Genomic DNA, 15,035 nt, shown 5'->3' with positions numbered 1-15,035 from the left:
ATAACTCTTTTTGGATCTAATCGCTCTAACGAACTAAAGGAGGGAAATGGTCGGTGGGGCTCGGGGAATGGCGAGAGAGGCGATCTCCTCAATTACCGGGGCTTCTTTCCGTGGTTTGAAGAAGGATATAAGGCTGAGTTCAACTAAAAATTGAGTGGGTGCTCCTACTTTTGAGGAAAGGTTATTTATCAGAAGAGCAAAGGGGCAATCGAGCCCCCCCTCATCAACGGGCGGAGGGGATATACTCTTCTTCCCACTTTCATGGACAAGCGTTTGATGGATGAAGATGTCGTCTTCAACAAGGGGGGAGGAGGCGAAAGCAAATAGGGAATGGAAGGTGTAATGGGCTAAGTCAAATGTGGTGTAGAAAAAGAGATAGGAAAACGCAATTAGAAGGATTGCCCCCTTTTGTCGCCGAAGAAAATCCATTACCCCTTCCTCTTTCATTTAAGGATAGAAGAAATGGCGTTTTAAGTCAAGGGGTAAAGAGAAATTACGCTTGACCGTGAATGGGGAGTTTTTATAATAAAGTTGAAGGTAGTACCGAAGGAGGTGGAAGGTGGAGCAGGTTTATATAGAGGATATCGCTTCAAAAGAGGGTGTTGAGGTTTTAATAAAGGGATGGCTTTATAACAAACGTTCAAGCGGTAAGATCCACTTTGTCCTCGTTAGAGACGGGACCGGCATCATCCAGGGGGTGGTGAGCAAGGCGGATGCTACTCCCGAGGCTTTTGATCTGGTCGAGGAGCTCACTCAGGAATCGGCGATAATGGTGAGCGGTACCGTGCGGAAAGATGCGCGTGCTCCCGGAGGGTATGAGCTTTTGGTAAAGGACATAAAGCTTGTTCACCTTGCGGAACCTTATCCCATTACCCCCAAATCGCATGGCATCCCCTTTTTAATGGACCATCGCCATCTCTGGCTCCGTTCCCGGCGGCAGCAGGCGATCTTGAGGATAAGGCATGAGATTATAAGAGCTTGCCGTGATTATTATGATTCCCGAGGGTTCGTATTGATAGATGCCCCTATCCTTACTCCTACTTCCTGCGAGGGAACGACCACCCTCTTTGAGACAGATTACTTCGGGGAGAAGGTTTACCTTACTCAGAGTGGACAACTCTATTTAGAGCCTGCGGCGATGGCATTTGGTAAGGTTTACTGCTTTGGTCCTGCCTTCCGTGCCGAAAAATCGAAAACGAGGAGACACCTCATAGAGTTCTGGATAGTCGAACCCGAGGTCGCTTATGCTACCCTCAGTGACATTATGGACTTGGCTGAGGATTTTATCTGCTACATCGTGGAGCGGGTGCTTACCGAGAGGAGGAGGGAGCTCGAGTTTTTGGAGCGAGATATCTCGAAGCTGGAGAATATCAAGAAGCCCTTCCCCCGGGTCACCTATGACGAGGCGGTTGCTATCCTCAAGGAGAAGGGGGTGGATTTTCCTCTCGAAGACGATTTCGGAGCCCCAGAGGAAACCCTCCTTTCGGAGCATTTCGATAAGCCGGTAATGATTCACCGCTATCCTACCAAGGTTAAAGCCTTTTATATGGAGCCAGATCCGGAAAGAGAGGACAGGGTGCTCTGCGTCGATGTCCTCGCCCCTGAGGGATACGGTGAGATAATCGGTGGAGGCCAGAGGATACACAGTTATGATCTTCTCCTTCAAAGGATAAAGGAACACAACCTCCCCGAGGAGGCTTTTCGTTGGTACCTCGATATCAGGAAGTACGGCTCCGTCCCCCATAGTGGATTTGGGCTGGGGATCGAGCGAACGGTTGCTTGGCTCTGTCATCTCCCCCATGTTAGGGAGACGATCCCTTACCCCAGAATGCTCAACCGGCTCTATCCCTAAAGGTTCCCTGAAGAATGATAAAAAGAGTAGGACTGATAAGCTTGGGGTGTGCCAAGAACCTGGTCGATTCCGAGGTGATGCTTGGCTATCTCAAGAAGGCGGGCTATGAGATCTCGGATGAACTTGAGGAATGCGATGCTATAATTATCAATACCTGCGCTTTTATCGAGGAGGCAAGGAAGGAGGCGGTTGATACCATCCTCGATGTAGCTGAGCTCAAGAAGAAGGGGAGGTTGAAGAGGTTGATTGTCGGAGGCTGTCTTCCTGAGCGTTATAGGGAAGAACTTCTCTCTCTTATGCCAGAGATAGACCAGATCTTCGGGGTGGATGAGGTTCCTCGCATAGCCGATATTTTGAAGGAGGGAAGATCTATCTCCGTAAACCGGAAGAGGAGACCTCATTACCTCTATAATGAACGGAGTCCTCGTATCCTTGCTACCCCTCCTTATACCGCTTATGTCAAGATAGCGGAGGGTTGTAGCAATAGATGTTCCTTCTGCATCATCCCGAAGTTAAGGGGGGCTTATCGGAGCCGTGATCCCGCCTCAGTTGTTGCGGAGGTAGCGAGGTTGGCGGAGGCGGGGGTGCGGGAGGTGAACCTGGTGGCTCAGGATACCACCTTCTATGGACGGGATCTTGAGGGGATCAACCTTCTTCCTCAGCTACTCACCCAGCTGAACGAGATCAAAGGGGTACGATGGATAAGGCTTCTTTATTCCCATCCTGAACATTTGGATGAAGCTACCATAGAGGCGGTCGCCTCATTGGATAGGGTGGTGCCATATCTCGATCTTCCTTTCCAGCATTCGAGTAAGAAGGTGCTTGCGCTTATGGGGAGGGAAGGAAATGGGGATCGTTTCCTTGAGCTTATCGAGCGGGTGAGAAGAAGGATTCCTGGGGTAGTGCTCAGGACGAGTCTGATCGTTGGGTTTCCCGGCGAGGAGGAAGCCGACTTTAGGGAGCTTCTTTCCTTCGTTTCTCAGGCTTCCTTCGATCATCTTGGCGCCTTTATCTACTCTCCTGAGGAAGGGACAAGGGCTTATGCTATGGGCGACCCGATACCGTATGAGGTGAAGGAGGAGAGGCTCTCTACTCTGATGGAGCTTCAGCAAGAGATATCCCTCAGGAAGAACCAGCGATATGTCGGGAGGAAGGTTGAGGTATTGGTTGAGGAGAAGGGGGAGCTTTCACTCGGAAGGATGGCTACCCAGGCGCCAGAGGTAGATGGTGGGGTGGTAATTGTTGGAGGAGAGGTTACCCCTGGAGATTTCTCCTTGGTGGAGATCGATGAGGTTACCGAATACGATTTAGTGGGGAGGGCTGTTGGATGAAAAATAAGGATCCAGTAAGGAGTGAAGGTAATAAACTTTCTTATATCATAGCCACCTTTTTCGGCGTGGGCTACACCCCCGTTGCTCCAGGTACGGCAGGGACTTTGGCTACCATTCCTTTGTATCTACTTTTTGCCTTTTTTCTTTCTCCCCTCTATTATGCTATAATAAGTATAGCCCTTTTCTTTATTGGGATTTTCACCGCCGAAAAGGTTTCCAATCAAGAGAGGGGGGACGACCCGAAGATAGTGGTGATAGATGAGGTGGTGGGGTATTTGGTGGCGATGTTTTTATTGCCTCTGAGCTTTACCAACATCGTTTTGGGCTTTCTTTCGTTTCGAGCGTTTGATGTGATAAAGCCACCTCCTGCCCGCCAGTTCGATAGGATGAGCGGTGGTTTTGGGATAATGATGGACGATGTGATGAGCGGGTTATATGCCAATCTCTTTTTACGGGTTTTATTTTATTTATTAAGATGAGGACGGAACTTCTGATAATAGGGTCTGAGCTTCTTTCGGGAACCAAGTGGGATACCAATTCCCATCTGATTATTCGGGAGCTCTCCCGCTTTTCCCTCGTTCCTCATCGGGTTACCATCCTCCCGGATGAGAAGGATAGGATAATAAAGGCTTTTTCCACTGCTTTTTCTGATTCCGATCTGGTAATAACTACCGGGGGGCTTGGTCCTACTATAGATGACCTTACTGTTCAGGCGTTGTCTGAAGCTTTTGGGAAACCGCTTAGGATGAACGAGGAGGTTCTGGCTGCTATCGAGGACCATTTTGCTCGTCGTGGCCTTTCGATGCCTGAGAATAATAAGAAACAGGCGCTCATCCCCGAAGGGGCGGAGCCCCTTCCCAATAGGATTGGTACTGCCCCCGGGATCTGGCTCCCTCTTGAGGGGAAGGTTTTCGTCCTTCTCCCCGGCGTTCCTGCTGAGGCAAGAATGATGTTTTTAAACGAGGTTGCCCCTCGGCTTGAAAGCCTCCTCTCCCGTTCTGGGGAGTTGGTGCGGCGGGTGCTTCGGGTGGTTTCCCTCTCGGAATCGGCGGTCGATGAACGAGCAAAGGACCTCCTTACGAGCTCTAAGATTGAGTGTGGGATAATAGCTTCTCCAGGCGAGATCGAGATTCATCTTCAGGCTCGGGGTAAAGAGGAGATAGAGGAGCTTAAGTGGCTCGAGGAAGAGCTTTATCGGCGGTTTGGGGATGATATCTTCGGCGTTGATGAGGATACCTTGGAGGCGGTAGTGGGGATGCTTCTTCGGAAAGAAGGGGGGACCTTAGCGGTTGCTGAATCCTGTACTGGTGGACTGCTTGGAAGCCGGATAACCGATGTCCCGGGGAGTTCCGATTACTTTCTCCTCGGAGTGGTGGCTTATAGCAATCGGGCTAAGGTGGAGCTTCTCGGTGTAAGCCAGGATCTCATAGAGAGTTATGGGGCAGTTAGTGACGAAGTGGCTAAAGCGATGGCTTTGGGGGTGAGGAAGAAGGGAGATGCCGATTACGGTATAGGGATCACCGGGATCGCCGGTCCATCAGGGGGGACGGAGGAGAAGCCGGTGGGGCTCGTTTATATCGGTCTTTCCACAAGGTCTAAGACCTTTGCGAGAAGATTTGTCTTCTCTGGAGAGAGGCTTAGGATAAAGAGATTTGCTACCCAGATGGCGCTCGATATTTTAAGAAGGGAACTTCTGAAGCATCAGGACTAAGGGAGGTGGGTAATGGTAAAGGGCTTGATCACGGTGGCGATCGCTTATCTTATGGGATCGATCCCCTTCGGCTATATCATCTATCGGATGAAGAAGGGAGGGGATATCCGGGAGGTGGGAAGCGGTAATATCGGAGCGACCAATGTTGCGCGGTTTTTAGGGAAAGAGGGTTGGCTTTTTACCTTCAGTTTAGACCTTCTGAAAGGGTTTCTCGCTGTGTTAATTGCTAGGTTTCTCTCTCTTGAGCCGATATGGATCGCTTCCTCTGGCATCGCTGCCATTTTGGGACACAGTTTTCCCCTGTATATCGGTTTTCGTGGTGGAAAAGGGGTGGCTACCTCCTTAGGAGTTTTTATTGCCCTTGCTCCCATTGCTGTTCTTCCCGCCCTTGGTATATTTGTCTTGCTTGTTTCCTTGTTTCACTATGTCTCCTTGGGTTCGATGAGTGCCGCTTTTTCTTTTCCTTTTTTCGTACTTTTATTCAATTATCCTAGGGAGATTGTGATCGGTGCCTTTGTCTGTGCAGGACTTATTATCATTCGTCATAAAGATAATCTAATACGACTCCTCCGCGGCGAGGAGAATAGAGTGTTTCAGTAAGTAAGGACCTAAGGAGGTATTGATGAGGAGGATTGCGGTCATTGGGGCAGGAAGCTGGGGCACCGCCCTCGCTATTCATCTCGCTAAATTAGGGCATCAAGTACGGGTCTGGGTATATGAGGAGGAGTTGACTTCCCTGATGAGGGAGAAGCGGGTAAACGAATGGTATCTTCCCGGTTTTTCACTTCCTTCCTCGATCGAGCCAAGCCATTCTCTAAAGGAGGTGCTTACTGATGCTGAGATTGTCCTCTCTGTTACCCCATCCCATGTCTTGCGTGGGGTTTACCAGAAGATGCTCCCTTATCTCTCTTCCGATATGGTTTTCGTAAGTGCTACCAAAGGGATAGAGAATACCACCAATATGCGGATGAGCGAGGTGATAAGTGAGGTGGTAGGGGAGAAATTTTCTCCTCCACTGGCTGTTCTTTCTGGTCCCAGCTTTGCCCTCGAGGTGGCGAAGGAACATCCTACCGCGGTGGTGGTCGCCTCTTCGGATGCTGATCTGGCTCGTCTCATTCAGCGCGAGTTCTCCTCCTCCTATTTCAGGATCTACACCAATAATGACCTCATAGGGGTGGAGTTGGGAGGATCGTTTAAGAACATAATTGCTATAGCTGCGGGTATTATCGATGGTCTTGGGTTCGGTTCGAATACGATCGCCGCTTTGGTCACCCGGGGGCTGGCGGAGATGGTACGGTTGGTGGTCGCTCTTGGAGGGCGAGCGGAGACCGCCTATGGTCTTTCTGGGATGGGTGATTTGGTTCTCACCTGTACCGGTGGGTTGAGCCGGAATAGACGCCTTGGGGTAAAGCTTGGTGAGGGACTTAGCCTTTCCGAGGCGACGGCGAATACCCGGATGGTGGCGGAGGGAGTTAAGACGACCAAATCGGTTTATGAGATTGCGGGAAATATTGGAATAGAGATGCCTATTACAGAACAGGTTTATCAGATACTCTATAATGATAAAGATCCGAGGAGGGCGATAAAGGATCTTATGGAGAGGGAGTTGAAAAGCGAATGAGGCGAAGCTGAATGGCTAAAAGACGAGGGAAGATCGTATATTCTGTTCTTGTCGTTCTTTTGTTAGTGGGTATGATCCCTTTACTTATCTCTGCCTGGCGATTGATCAAAATAAATCGAGACATCCTTGAGACGGACCAAAAGATAATTCAGCAGAATATCGCTTCCTCTATCGCTGAGGAGGTCTCTCTTTATCTCGAAGGGATGAAGGCATCGCTCAGGAATATCGCCCGTTCCCTGGAGGTGACGCTTGCCTCCCGGGGTGGACAGTGGTTCAGCAAGAGGGAGCTATCCCAGCTTCTTCGTTATTACATTGCCCAATACCCCAACCTCCGGAAATTGGTGGTAGTGGATCTTAGGGGGAAGGGAAGTGAAGTGGGTTATTCTTTTTCTGATCCAGAGATTGAGCAGGCACTGAGACAAGGATATATGGTAGCCCGCGAGGGGGAGGAGTTTCTCAGTAGTACTCATCTCATATTCAACCTCAAAGAGACCGTTGTCCTTTATTCCCTGCCGATAAAGGATAGGGGTAAGGTAGTGGGGGTGATTTCAGCGATAATAAGCCTCACCCCCATTCAACGGGTAATCGATCAGCGGAGTAAGTTCGGTCATACCATCTATGCCGTTGATGCCGATGGTAAACTTTTCGCTCATTCCAATCTGGCTGAGGTTCTGAAAAGGCAGGGGATGAGAAAGAGGGTTATCGTTGCCGATTTCTTTCGGGCTGGGGGAAGGGCTTCTATTACTCGGTCTTTCGTTGTAAGGGAAGGAGGAGGTAAAGTCCGCTATTTAGGAACATCGATACCGATTCCCGGACTTGAGTGGGGGGTGTTTGTCGAGATGCCGGAGAAGGTGGCTTACTATTCTGTTTATTCGATGATAAAACAAACGAGTAGCTGGGTGATTGCCACCATTATCGCTGTTGTCATCGTGAGCATCCTCTTCGCCCGGAGGATTACTGGTCCGATCGATGAGCTTGCCCGGGGGGCGAGGATGTTTGGTAAAGGGGATTTCTCTCAGAAGATAAAGGTGGCGGTTAATAACGAGCTTGGGGAGCTTGCCGAAACGATGAACTCTATGGCAGAAGCGTTAGCCCGACATATCAGACAGATAAAACAGGCGCTTATCAAGAACGAAGAGCTTTTTATGGGTACCATAAAGATGATCTCCGCTGCTATTGACGAGAAGGATCCATATACCAGGGGTCATTCAGAGAGAGTGAGTACCTTAAGCGTTGCTATTGGGCGCGAGCTCGGACTTTCTGAGGAGGAGATAAGGAAAGTGGAGATAGCAGCTATCCTTCATGATGTGGGGAAGATAGGCATCGATGATGCCCTTCTCAAAAAACCGGAAGGGCTGACCCCTGAGGAGTATGAGAGACTAAAGCAGCACCCGCTAAAGGGGGCGAATATCCTTTCTCCAGTTCGGGAACTCGCCGAGATGATACCGGGGATGCTCTATCATCACGAGAACCTTGATGGAACAGGTTATCCTATGGGACTTAAGGGAGAGGAGATACCACTCATCGCCCGGATAATCGCTGTTGCCGATGCCTTCGATGCAATGACTTCGGAGCGTCCATATCAGAGAGCGATGGAGCCAGAGGCAGCGATAAAGCGTCTTTTTGATCTTTCGGAGACCAAGTTTGACCCGAAGGTGGTTGCTGCTCTTCTCTCCGCCTACGAAAAGGGGATAATAAAAGTGCAAAGGAGGGACGATAGCTCCCTCAAGATCGACATCGATGAGAAAAACGAGGGAGATCTAAGGGGGAAATTTTATGAGGAGAGGAAATAGCGTTTGGTTGTTTTGGTTTTTCCTTTGTTTCTCAGTGGTTTTCTTATGTTTCTGTTCTTCTGGGAAGAAGAAAACCACTATCCCAGAAGCGATGAGCAACGATCCGTTATATTATTATCAATTAGGGGATGAACATTTCAAAGCGGGTCGTTTTGGCAAGGCGATAGTTGCCTTCAAGCGTTCTATCGAGCTCGATCCGGAGAACCCGGTAACCTACAATTATCTCGGATTTGCCTATTTCTTCAATCGGCAGTATAAAGAAGCTATTTCTGCTTTTAAAAAGGCGCTTGAGCTCAGCCCGAGCTATGCCGATGTATATAACAATCTGGGGATGGTTTATAAGGAGATAGGGGAGAGGGAGAAGGCGAAGAATGCTTTCCGCCGTGCCCTTCAATTCCCCTCTTATCCCAATCCAGAAAGACCCTATTTTAACCTGGGAAATATGGCGGTCGAGGACAGGGACTACGAGGAGGCAGCCTTTCTTTTTCGAAAGGTGATAGAGGTGGCTCCGAGGATGGCGGAGGCGCATGAGCGATTGGGGTTTGTTTTGGAGAAGTTAGGGAAGAGTGATGAGGCGCTTAAGGAATATAAAAGGGCGGTGGAACTTAAGCCGAGGCTTCCTTTAGCCAATTTCCATTTAGGGGCTCTCTATTTTCAATTAGGAAATTATGAGAAAGCGAAGTATTACCTCTACGAGGTGATCAACATCGTCCCAGGTTCAACACTGAGTAAGGAAGCCAAAACGATCATCAAGAAGATTAAGGAGCGGGAGTAAGGAACGCTCAGGGGGTAGGGTGGATCGGGATGTGCCTTACATAAAGCGAGCCCTTAGGCTCGCCAGGAGAGGGATGGGAACTACCAACCCCAACCCGATGGTGGGGGCGGTACTGGTTAAGAATGGGCGGGTCATCGGTGAGGGGTATCACCGTCGTCCGGGCGAACCCCATGCCGAAGTACTGGCTATTCGTAATGCGACAGAGGACCCTAAGGGAGCGGAGTTATATCTCAATTTGGAGCCCTGTTGTCATTATGGGAGGACCCCTCCCTGTGTTGACCTCATCATATCCTCGGGGATAAAGCGGGTAGTCGCCTCCATTCCTGACCCCAATCCTTTGGTTAATGGCCGTTCCTTTGAGAAATTGCGGGCAGCGGGGGTGGAGGTCAGGGTTGGTGTGCTTTCTGCCGAGGCAACCAGGCTTAATGAGAGGTTTATCTATTTTATGAAACGGGGGAAATCGTTTGTCCTCGTAAAGGCAGCGCTCACCCTTGATGGAAAGATAGCCTCCGCTTCTGGGCGTTCGGAGTGGATTACCGGGGAGAAGGCTCGCCGGTTTGTCCATCGGTTGCGCTATCAATACGATGGAATACTGGTTGGGGCGCGAACGGTGATCATTGACGATCCCCTCCTTACCATCCGTTATTATCCGAAAAGGAAACCTCTTTTCCGTATCGTTCTCGATGCCTCACTTAGGGTTCCTGAGGAAGCGAGGCTCTTCTCCACAAAGGATGAGGGACCCATCCTTGTGTTTACCACTGATGCTGCTCCACAAGACAAAGTAAAGAGGTTGCAAAAAAAGGGGATAGAGCTGATAATAGTGAAGGGAAGTGAAAGGAGGGTTTTTCTTCCCGAGGTTATGGATGTGCTCAAGGATAGAGGGGTGCAGAGTTTGATCGTGGAGGGAGGCAGTGAGGTGATCGGCTCTTTTCTTGCTGCCGGTTTAGCGGTGAAGCTTCTCCTCATCTATTCTCCTCGGATATTGGGAGGAGAGAGGGCGGTTCCTCTGGTTCGGGGTGTTGGAGAGCGGATGATGGATGAGGCTTTTCGGGTTTATCATCTCTCCTCATTTCGTCTGGGAGAGGATCTGGCGGTAGAGGGATATTTCATTCCGGAGGTTTAGGGATGTTTACCGGCATCGTGGAAGAGGTAGGGAAGGTAGTTGAACTTAGCGTTACCTCATCTGGAGGGAAGATAATCATCTCCACCCCTAAGCTCGCCGGGACTATGAAGATGGGGGAGAGCCTGGCGGTGAACGGTGCTTGTCTCACCTTAACTGATATCCGAAACGAGACGGTAAGCGCCGATATCAGTTTAGAGACATTGAGGAGAACGACCATTGGTTCTTTAAGGCGTGGAGATCCGGTTAACTTGGAGCGGGCACTCCGAGTGGGAGAACCATTAGGAGGGCATTTGGTTTTAGGACATATCGATTTTGTGGCGGAGGTTATTGGATTTAGGAAGGAAGGTGAGGCTCAGATTATGAGGATCGCTATACCATCGGGAGAAGAGCGTTTCTTTGTAAAGAAGGGCTCGGTGGCGGTTGATGGGGTCAGTCTCACCGTATCTGGGCTTTCTGATAGTTATTTCGAGGTCACCCTTATCCCCTTTACTCTGAACGAGACAACTCTGGGTAAGAGGAAAATGGGGGATAAGGTGAACATAGAATGTGATATCATTGGAAAATATGTGGTGCGGTTTTTGGAAGGAAGAAAGGAACAGGGGCTTAGTATCGACTATTTAATGGAGCAGGGGTTTTAAAATGAGCGAGAGGGCAAAGCTTCGCTTCGATTCTATTGAGGATGCCCTTGAGGATATAAAACGGGGTAAGATGGTCATCGTCTTGGATGACGAGGATCGGGAGAACGAGGGCGATCTCACCATAGCAGCTTCTAAGGTTACCCCGGAGGCGATAAATTTTATGGCGAAATATGGCCGGGGTCTAATATGTCTTGCGATGACCAGAAAGAGGCTTGAGGAACTTGAAATCCCCTTAATGGTGCGGGAGAACACCGCCCGTTATGGGACTGCTTTTTGTGTTTCCATAGACGCTCGAGAGGGGATAACCACGGGAATTTCCGCCTCTGACCGAGCGACCACCATTCTGAAGGCTATCGATCCCAATACCAAGCCGGAGGACCTCGCCCGTCCTGGGCATATCTTCCCCTTAATGGCTCAGGAAGGAGGGGTGCTGAAGCGGGCGGGGCAGACTGAGGCGGCGGTTGATCTGGCAAGGCTGGCAGGACTTTATCCTGCGGGTGTCATCTGCGAGATAATGAGTGACGATGGGACGATGGCTCGGGCGCCGGAGCTTATAGAGTTTGGTAGGAAGCACGGGATCAAGGTGATCACCATAGCCGACCTGATCAAATATCGGATGAGGGCGGAGAAGTTTGTGAGGCGGATCGCCTCCCCCCGTCTTCCCACCAAGTATGGTGAATTTCGTCTCTTTGCTTATGTGAACGAGCTCGACGGGAAGGAGCATATAGCCCTGGTTATGGGCGAGATAAAGCCCGAAGATGAGGTGCTGGTTCGTGTTCACTCCCAGTGTCTTACTGGGGATGTGTTTGGTTCGCTTCGTTGTGATTGTGGGGATCAGCTCCATATGGCGCTCGAGATGATCGCCAAGGAGGGAAAGGGGGTGCTTCTCTACCTGAAGCAGGAAGGGAGGGGAATAGGGCTTCTGAACAAGCTTCGAGCTTATGAGCTTCAGGACAAGGGGAAGGATACTGTGGAAGCCAATTTGTGCCTCGGGTTCAAGGCGGATGAGCGGGATTATGGGGTTGGCGCTCAGATATTGGCTGATCTCGGTTTGAGGAAGATACGGGTGATGACCAATAACCCGCGTAAGTTTATCGCCCTCAAGGGATACGGCTTGGAGATCGTGGAACGGGTTCCCCTTGAGGCTCCTCCTACTAAGTGCAATCGTGATTATTTGAAGACGAAGAAGGAGAAACTGGGGCATCTGATATCTTCGGTATAGCTATAGGACAATATGCTGATTTTTCTTGACAGAAGAGGTTATCTATTTTACAATTTTTTATGCAATCGAAGGTGATATTTGAGAAATGTCTGTTTCTGGCGGGCGGAGAAGGGTGTATTTTCTTATATAGAATTGCGATGGAGGAGGATGGATGTTATCGATTCGCTTGATGAGAATGGGAGCAAAGAAGAAACCGTTCTATCGGGTAGTAGTAGCCGAGAAGAGTATGCCTCGGGACGGTAGGTTTGTAGAGATATTAGGTTACTACAACCCTTTGACCGATCCACCGGAGATCAAGATAGATGAGGAAAAGTTATTCTCTTGGATCAAGAAAGGAGCCAAACCAACAGATACGGTGAGGAGTTTGATAAAAAGGGTAAAAGCTAAAGTGGGAAGCGATAGTTGATTAACATTTTAATGTTGTAACCAAACATCAGGAGGAGAGGCGATGAAAGAGCTAGTAGAAAAGATCGCTAAGGCTTTGGTTGATCATCCAGATCAGGTGTCGGTTACCCAGATCGATGGGGAGCAGACAACGGTTCTCGAGTTGAGAGTAGCTCCGGAAGATCTGGGGAAGGTCATTGGAAAGCAGGGTAGAACCGCCCGCTCCATCCGCACCATTCTGGGTGCTGCGGGGATGAAGCTGCGCAAGAGGTTCGTGTTGGAGATCCTCGAGTAGTATGCCCTCGGAGCGTCCTTCTGGAAAGGGTAAGCTCCTTCCTTTAGGGCGTATTGCTCGAACCCGAGGGAACAAAGGAGAGGTAGTAGTAGAGACTGGAAGCGAGGAGAAGGATCATTACTTAGCGCTAAGGCGGGCTTTTCTGTGTGATGAGGGAGGGGTTAAGTCCGTCTTAATAGAGCGAGTATGGATCCATAAGGGAAGTTTGGTTCTTAAGTTGAAAGGAGTTGATACTATCCCCGAAGCAGAGAGACTTCGGGGAAAGGAAGTATGGATAGAGGAGGCTGATCTCCCCGCCCTCCCGGGAGATCAGTTTTATATTTTTCAAATAATAGGGCTTGAAGTTCGGGATAAGGAGGGTAATTTTCTCGGAAGGATCGAGGATGTTATCGAGACAGCGGGAGCAGATATCTGGGTGGTTCGGGGTGATCGGGAGATACTGATTCCGGCGGTAAAGGAGTTTATCCTCGAAGTAAAACCTGAAGAGGGAAGGGTGGTGGTAGAGCTTCCTGAGGGGTTAGTCGAGATATAATGATGAGAATAGTTATAGTCACCATATTTCCGGGAATGTTTGATTCCCCCTTCGCCTACGGAATGGTGAAGAGGGCACAGCAGAAGGGGCTGGTGGAGATAGAGGTTGTTGATCTTCGGGACTTCACTGAGGATAAACATCGGAAGGTGGACGATGAGCCCTATGGCGGAGGACAGGGGATGGTGTTGAAACCGGAGCCCATATTCAAGGCGGTAGAGGCAGTGCGTCGTTCGACTGAGCCGAGAAAAAGTGCGGTGGTCCTTCTTTCCCCCCAAGGGAAGAGGCTCGATCAGAAGGAGGTGGTTCGGCTTTCGGGGAAGGAGGAACTTATCCTCATTTGTGGTAGATATGAAGGGGTGGATGAGCGGGTGCGGGAGGGACTTATAACCGATGAGATCTCGATAGGGGATTATGTTATAAGCGGAGGCGAAGTGGCGGCGATGGTTTTGGTGGAGGCGGTGGTAAGGCTCATTCCTGGGGTAGTTGGTGATAAGCAGTCGGTAAGGGAGGAGTCGTTTATCACCGGTCTTCTTGATTATCCCTCTTATACCAGACCCCCTTCCTTCCGAGGAATGGATGTGCCGTCGGTTCTCCTCTCGGGGAACCACGAGGAAATAAGAAGATGGCGGAGGAGAAAGGCGCTTGAGAAAACGCTGAGCAAGCGTCCTGATCTAATAGATAAGGCAAGGTTGGATGAGGAGAGTAAAGAGATCCTCTCGGAACTTATAGGAGAACAAGTAGGTAAAATAGAGGGTGAAAGGCAATGATGGATCTAATAAGAGATGTGGAACAAGAGCATTTGAAAAACAATCTTCCCGATTTTAATCCTGGAGATACAATTAGGGTTCACATCAAGGTAAAAGAAGGGGAAAAGGAGCGGATTCAGGTCTTTGAAGGGGTGGTTATCGCCAAGAGGGGTGGCGGAACACGGGCGACATTTACCGTACGGAAGATGTCGTTTGGAATAGGGGTAGAGCGGATATTCCCCCTTAACTCTCCTGTTATCGAGAAGATAGAGATCAAAAGAAGAGGGAAGGTGGCGAGAGCGAAGCTGTATTATCTTAGAAGTAAGAAAGGGAAGAAGGCTCGGGTCAAAGAAGCCTCGCGTTATTAAAAACGGGGGGTTTATGGCGAGTAGAGAAAGTGAGTTAACTCGCTTTTTGGAACTTAAGGAGTACGATTTGAGAATCAGAAGGGGAGAGGATCATCTTCTCCTCGCCGGGGTTGACGAGGCGGGAAGAGGATCGCTTTGTGGCCCGGTAGTAGCAGCAGCGGTTATTCTTCCCGGTGATTTTTTCCTCCTTGGCGTTGATGACTCGAAGAGGCTCTCGCCCAGGAGGAGGGAAGCTCTTTTTAGAAAGATATTGAGGGGGGCGGTGTGTTGGGCAATAGGTGCCTCTTCCCCTCACGAGATAGATAGGTTGAACATCAAGAGGGCAGCGGAGAAGGCGATGAGAGAGGCGGTGTTGCGGCTCAAGATAAAGCCCTCTCTCGTTTTGGTCGATGGTTTTCCCCTTTCCGATCTTCCGTTTCCTCAGGTTCCTGTAGTGGGTGGTGATGGTAAGAGCCTCGCCATTGCTGCTTCCTCCATCATCGCCAAGGTGGTGCGGGACAGGATGATGGTTTATTATCATAGGAGATATCCCTGTTATGATCTCATCCATAATAAGGGGTATGGTACCAAGCGCCATTTGGCGGCGCTCAGGGAGCAGGGTCCTTCCCCCATTCATCGTTTATCCTTCAATTGGAGGGGATGAG

General features: G+C 49.9%; 18 protein-coding genes. 17 read left to right on the top strand and 1 reads right to left on the bottom strand.

All coding sequences use genetic code 11. The annotated features are described in order from the left end of the window. Window positions 1-33: 33 nt before the first annotated feature. Window positions 34-429 (bottom strand): hypothetical protein, encoded by a 396-nt coding sequence (locus tag J7L64_05340; protein MCD6451767.1) that lies wholly within the window; start codon window positions 427-429, stop codon window positions 34-36. A gap of 130 nt (window positions 430-559) precedes the next feature. On the opposite strand from J7L64_05340, the gene asnS reads away from it, so the two are divergent. The 17 genes from asnS (at window position 560) to J7L64_05255 (ending at window position 15,034) form a co-directional block, all read left to right on the top strand. Beyond that, on the top strand, window positions 560-1,852 hold the full coding sequence (gene asnS / locus J7L64_05335) for an asparagine--tRNA ligase (protein ID MCD6451766.1): 1,293 nt from the start codon (window positions 560-562) through the stop codon (window positions 1,850-1,852). 14 nt (window positions 1,853-1,866) lie between these two features. Further along, complete coding sequence (gene rimO, locus J7L64_05330) at window positions 1,867-3,183, top strand: 30S ribosomal protein S12 methylthiotransferase RimO (GenBank protein ID MCD6451765.1); 1,317 nt, start codon at window positions 1,867-1,869, stop codon at window positions 3,181-3,183. After that, window positions 3,180-3,662 (top strand): phosphatidylglycerophosphatase A, encoded by a 483-nt coding sequence (locus J7L64_05325; GenBank protein ID MCD6451764.1) that lies wholly within the window; start codon window positions 3,180-3,182, stop codon window positions 3,660-3,662. Before rimO ends, J7L64_05325 begins: the two co-directional genes overlap by 4 nt. After that, window positions 3,659-4,894 carry a competence/damage-inducible protein A gene (locus J7L64_05320; GenBank protein MCD6451763.1) on the top strand — a complete coding sequence of 412 codons (1,236 nt, stop codon included), beginning with the start codon at window positions 3,659-3,661 and terminating at the stop codon, window positions 4,892-4,894. Before J7L64_05325 ends, J7L64_05320 begins: the two co-directional genes overlap by 4 nt. A gap of 12 nt (window positions 4,895-4,906) precedes the next feature. Continuing rightward, window positions 4,907-5,494, top strand: coding sequence for a glycerol-3-phosphate 1-O-acyltransferase PlsY (plsY, locus tag J7L64_05315; protein ID MCD6451762.1), 588 nt, complete (start codon window positions 4,907-4,909; stop codon window positions 5,492-5,494). Window positions 5,495-5,513: 19 nt separating this feature from the next. Continuing rightward, window positions 5,514-6,515: an NAD(P)-dependent glycerol-3-phosphate dehydrogenase gene (locus J7L64_05310; protein ID MCD6451761.1), complete on the top strand. Its 1,002-nt coding sequence runs from the start codon at window positions 5,514-5,516 to the stop codon at window positions 6,513-6,515. 11 nt (window positions 6,516-6,526) lie between these two features. Next, the gene (locus J7L64_05305) at window positions 6,527-8,308 is read left to right on the top strand and encodes an HD domain-containing protein (protein ID MCD6451760.1); all 1,782 of its coding nucleotides are present in this window, start codon (window positions 6,527-6,529) and stop codon (window positions 8,306-8,308) included. Next, window positions 8,292-9,083, top strand: coding sequence for a tetratricopeptide repeat protein (locus J7L64_05300; protein ID MCD6451759.1), 792 nt, complete (start codon window positions 8,292-8,294; stop codon window positions 9,081-9,083). The genes J7L64_05305 and J7L64_05300 overlap by 17 nt, the downstream gene beginning before the upstream one ends. A 19-nt stretch (window positions 9,084-9,102) precedes the next feature. Continuing rightward, window positions 9,103-10,206: a bifunctional diaminohydroxyphosphoribosylaminopyrimidine deaminase/5-amino-6-(5-phosphoribosylamino)uracil reductase RibD gene (gene ribD / locus J7L64_05295; protein MCD6451758.1), complete on the top strand. Its 1,104-nt coding sequence runs from the start codon at window positions 9,103-9,105 to the stop codon at window positions 10,204-10,206. A 2-nt stretch (window positions 10,207-10,208) separates the two neighbouring features. Further along, window positions 10,209-10,844, top strand: coding sequence for a riboflavin synthase (locus J7L64_05290; protein ID MCD6451757.1), 636 nt, complete (start codon window positions 10,209-10,211; stop codon window positions 10,842-10,844). Between the two features lies 1 nt (window position 10,845). Then, a complete protein-coding gene (locus J7L64_05285) occupies window positions 10,846-12,066 on the top strand; it encodes a bifunctional 3,4-dihydroxy-2-butanone-4-phosphate synthase/GTP cyclohydrolase II (GenBank protein ID MCD6451756.1) in 1,221 nt (406 codons plus the stop codon). 151 nt (window positions 12,067-12,217) lie between these two features. Further along, window positions 12,218-12,472 carry a 30S ribosomal protein S16 gene (gene rpsP, locus J7L64_05280; GenBank protein MCD6451755.1) on the top strand — a complete coding sequence of 85 codons (255 nt, stop codon included), beginning with the start codon at window positions 12,218-12,220 and terminating at the stop codon, window positions 12,470-12,472. 42 nt (window positions 12,473-12,514) lie between these two features. Beyond that, a complete protein-coding gene (locus J7L64_05275) occupies window positions 12,515-12,745 on the top strand; it encodes a KH domain-containing protein (protein ID MCD6451754.1) in 231 nt (76 codons plus the stop codon). A gap of 1 nt (window position 12,746) precedes the next feature. After that, window positions 12,747-13,277, top strand: coding sequence for a 16S rRNA processing protein RimM (gene rimM, locus J7L64_05270; GenBank protein ID MCD6451753.1), 531 nt, complete (start codon window positions 12,747-12,749; stop codon window positions 13,275-13,277). Then, a complete protein-coding gene (gene trmD / locus J7L64_05265) occupies window positions 13,277-14,044 on the top strand; it encodes a tRNA (guanosine(37)-N1)-methyltransferase TrmD (protein ID MCD6451752.1) in 768 nt (255 codons plus the stop codon). The genes rimM and trmD overlap by 1 nt, the downstream gene beginning before the upstream one ends. After that, on the top strand, window positions 14,041-14,391 hold the full coding sequence (gene rplS / locus J7L64_05260; GenBank protein ID MCD6451751.1) for a 50S ribosomal protein L19: 351 nt from the start codon (window positions 14,041-14,043) through the stop codon (window positions 14,389-14,391). The genes trmD and rplS overlap by 4 nt, the downstream gene beginning before the upstream one ends. 13 nt (window positions 14,392-14,404) lie before the next feature. Then, window positions 14,405-15,034 (top strand): ribonuclease HII, encoded by a 630-nt coding sequence (locus J7L64_05255; GenBank protein ID MCD6451750.1) that lies wholly within the window; start codon window positions 14,405-14,407, stop codon window positions 15,032-15,034. Window position 15,035: the final 1 nt, after the last annotated feature.

This window comes from Acidobacteriota bacterium, from assembly GCA_021161905.1.
In the GTDB taxonomy this organism is placed as follows: domain Bacteria; phylum Acidobacteriota; class B3-B38; order Guanabaribacteriales; family JAGGZT01; genus JAGGZT01.
Note: the sequence above shows the minus strand (reverse complement) of the source record. Positions and strands in the feature narration are given on the sequence as shown.

Excerpts from the sequence above, each read along its gene's own strand:
- J7L64_05255 (MCD6451750.1), top strand. The coding sequence starts at position 14,405 with ATGGCGAGTAGAGAAAGTGAGTTAACTCGCTTTTTGGAACTTAAGGAG.
- rimM (MCD6451753.1), top strand. The coding sequence starts at position 12,747 with ATGCCCTCGGAGCGTCCTTCTGGAAAGGGTAAGCTCCTTCCTTTAGGG.
- rimO (MCD6451765.1), top strand. The coding sequence starts at position 1,867 with ATGATAAAAAGAGTAGGACTGATAAGCTTGGGGTGTGCCAAGAACCTG.
- J7L64_05305 (MCD6451760.1), top strand. The coding sequence starts at position 6,527 with ATGGCTAAAAGACGAGGGAAGATCGTATATTCTGTTCTTGTCGTTCTT.
- J7L64_05325 (MCD6451764.1), top strand. The coding sequence starts at position 3,180 with ATGAAAAATAAGGATCCAGTAAGGAGTGAAGGTAATAAACTTTCTTAT.
- rplS (MCD6451751.1), top strand. The coding sequence starts at position 14,041 with ATGATGGATCTAATAAGAGATGTGGAACAAGAGCATTTGAAAAACAAT.
- J7L64_05320 (MCD6451763.1), top strand. The coding sequence starts at position 3,659 with ATGAGGACGGAACTTCTGATAATAGGGTCTGAGCTTCTTTCGGGAACC.
- J7L64_05275 (MCD6451754.1), top strand. The coding sequence starts at position 12,515 with ATGAAAGAGCTAGTAGAAAAGATCGCTAAGGCTTTGGTTGATCATCCA.
- J7L64_05340 (MCD6451767.1), bottom strand. The coding sequence starts at position 429 with ATGGATTTTCTTCGGCGACAAAAGGGGGCAATCCTTCTAATTGCGTTT.
- rpsP (MCD6451755.1), top strand. The coding sequence starts at position 12,218 with ATGTTATCGATTCGCTTGATGAGAATGGGAGCAAAGAAGAAACCGTTC.
- J7L64_05300 (MCD6451759.1), top strand. The coding sequence starts at position 8,292 with ATGAGGAGAGGAAATAGCGTTTGGTTGTTTTGGTTTTTCCTTTGTTTC.
- J7L64_05285 (MCD6451756.1), top strand. The coding sequence starts at position 10,846 with ATGAGCGAGAGGGCAAAGCTTCGCTTCGATTCTATTGAGGATGCCCTT.
- J7L64_05290 (MCD6451757.1), top strand. The coding sequence starts at position 10,209 with ATGTTTACCGGCATCGTGGAAGAGGTAGGGAAGGTAGTTGAACTTAGC.
- trmD (MCD6451752.1), top strand. The coding sequence starts at position 13,277 with ATGATGAGAATAGTTATAGTCACCATATTTCCGGGAATGTTTGATTCC.
- plsY (MCD6451762.1), top strand. The coding sequence starts at position 4,907 with ATGGTAAAGGGCTTGATCACGGTGGCGATCGCTTATCTTATGGGATCG.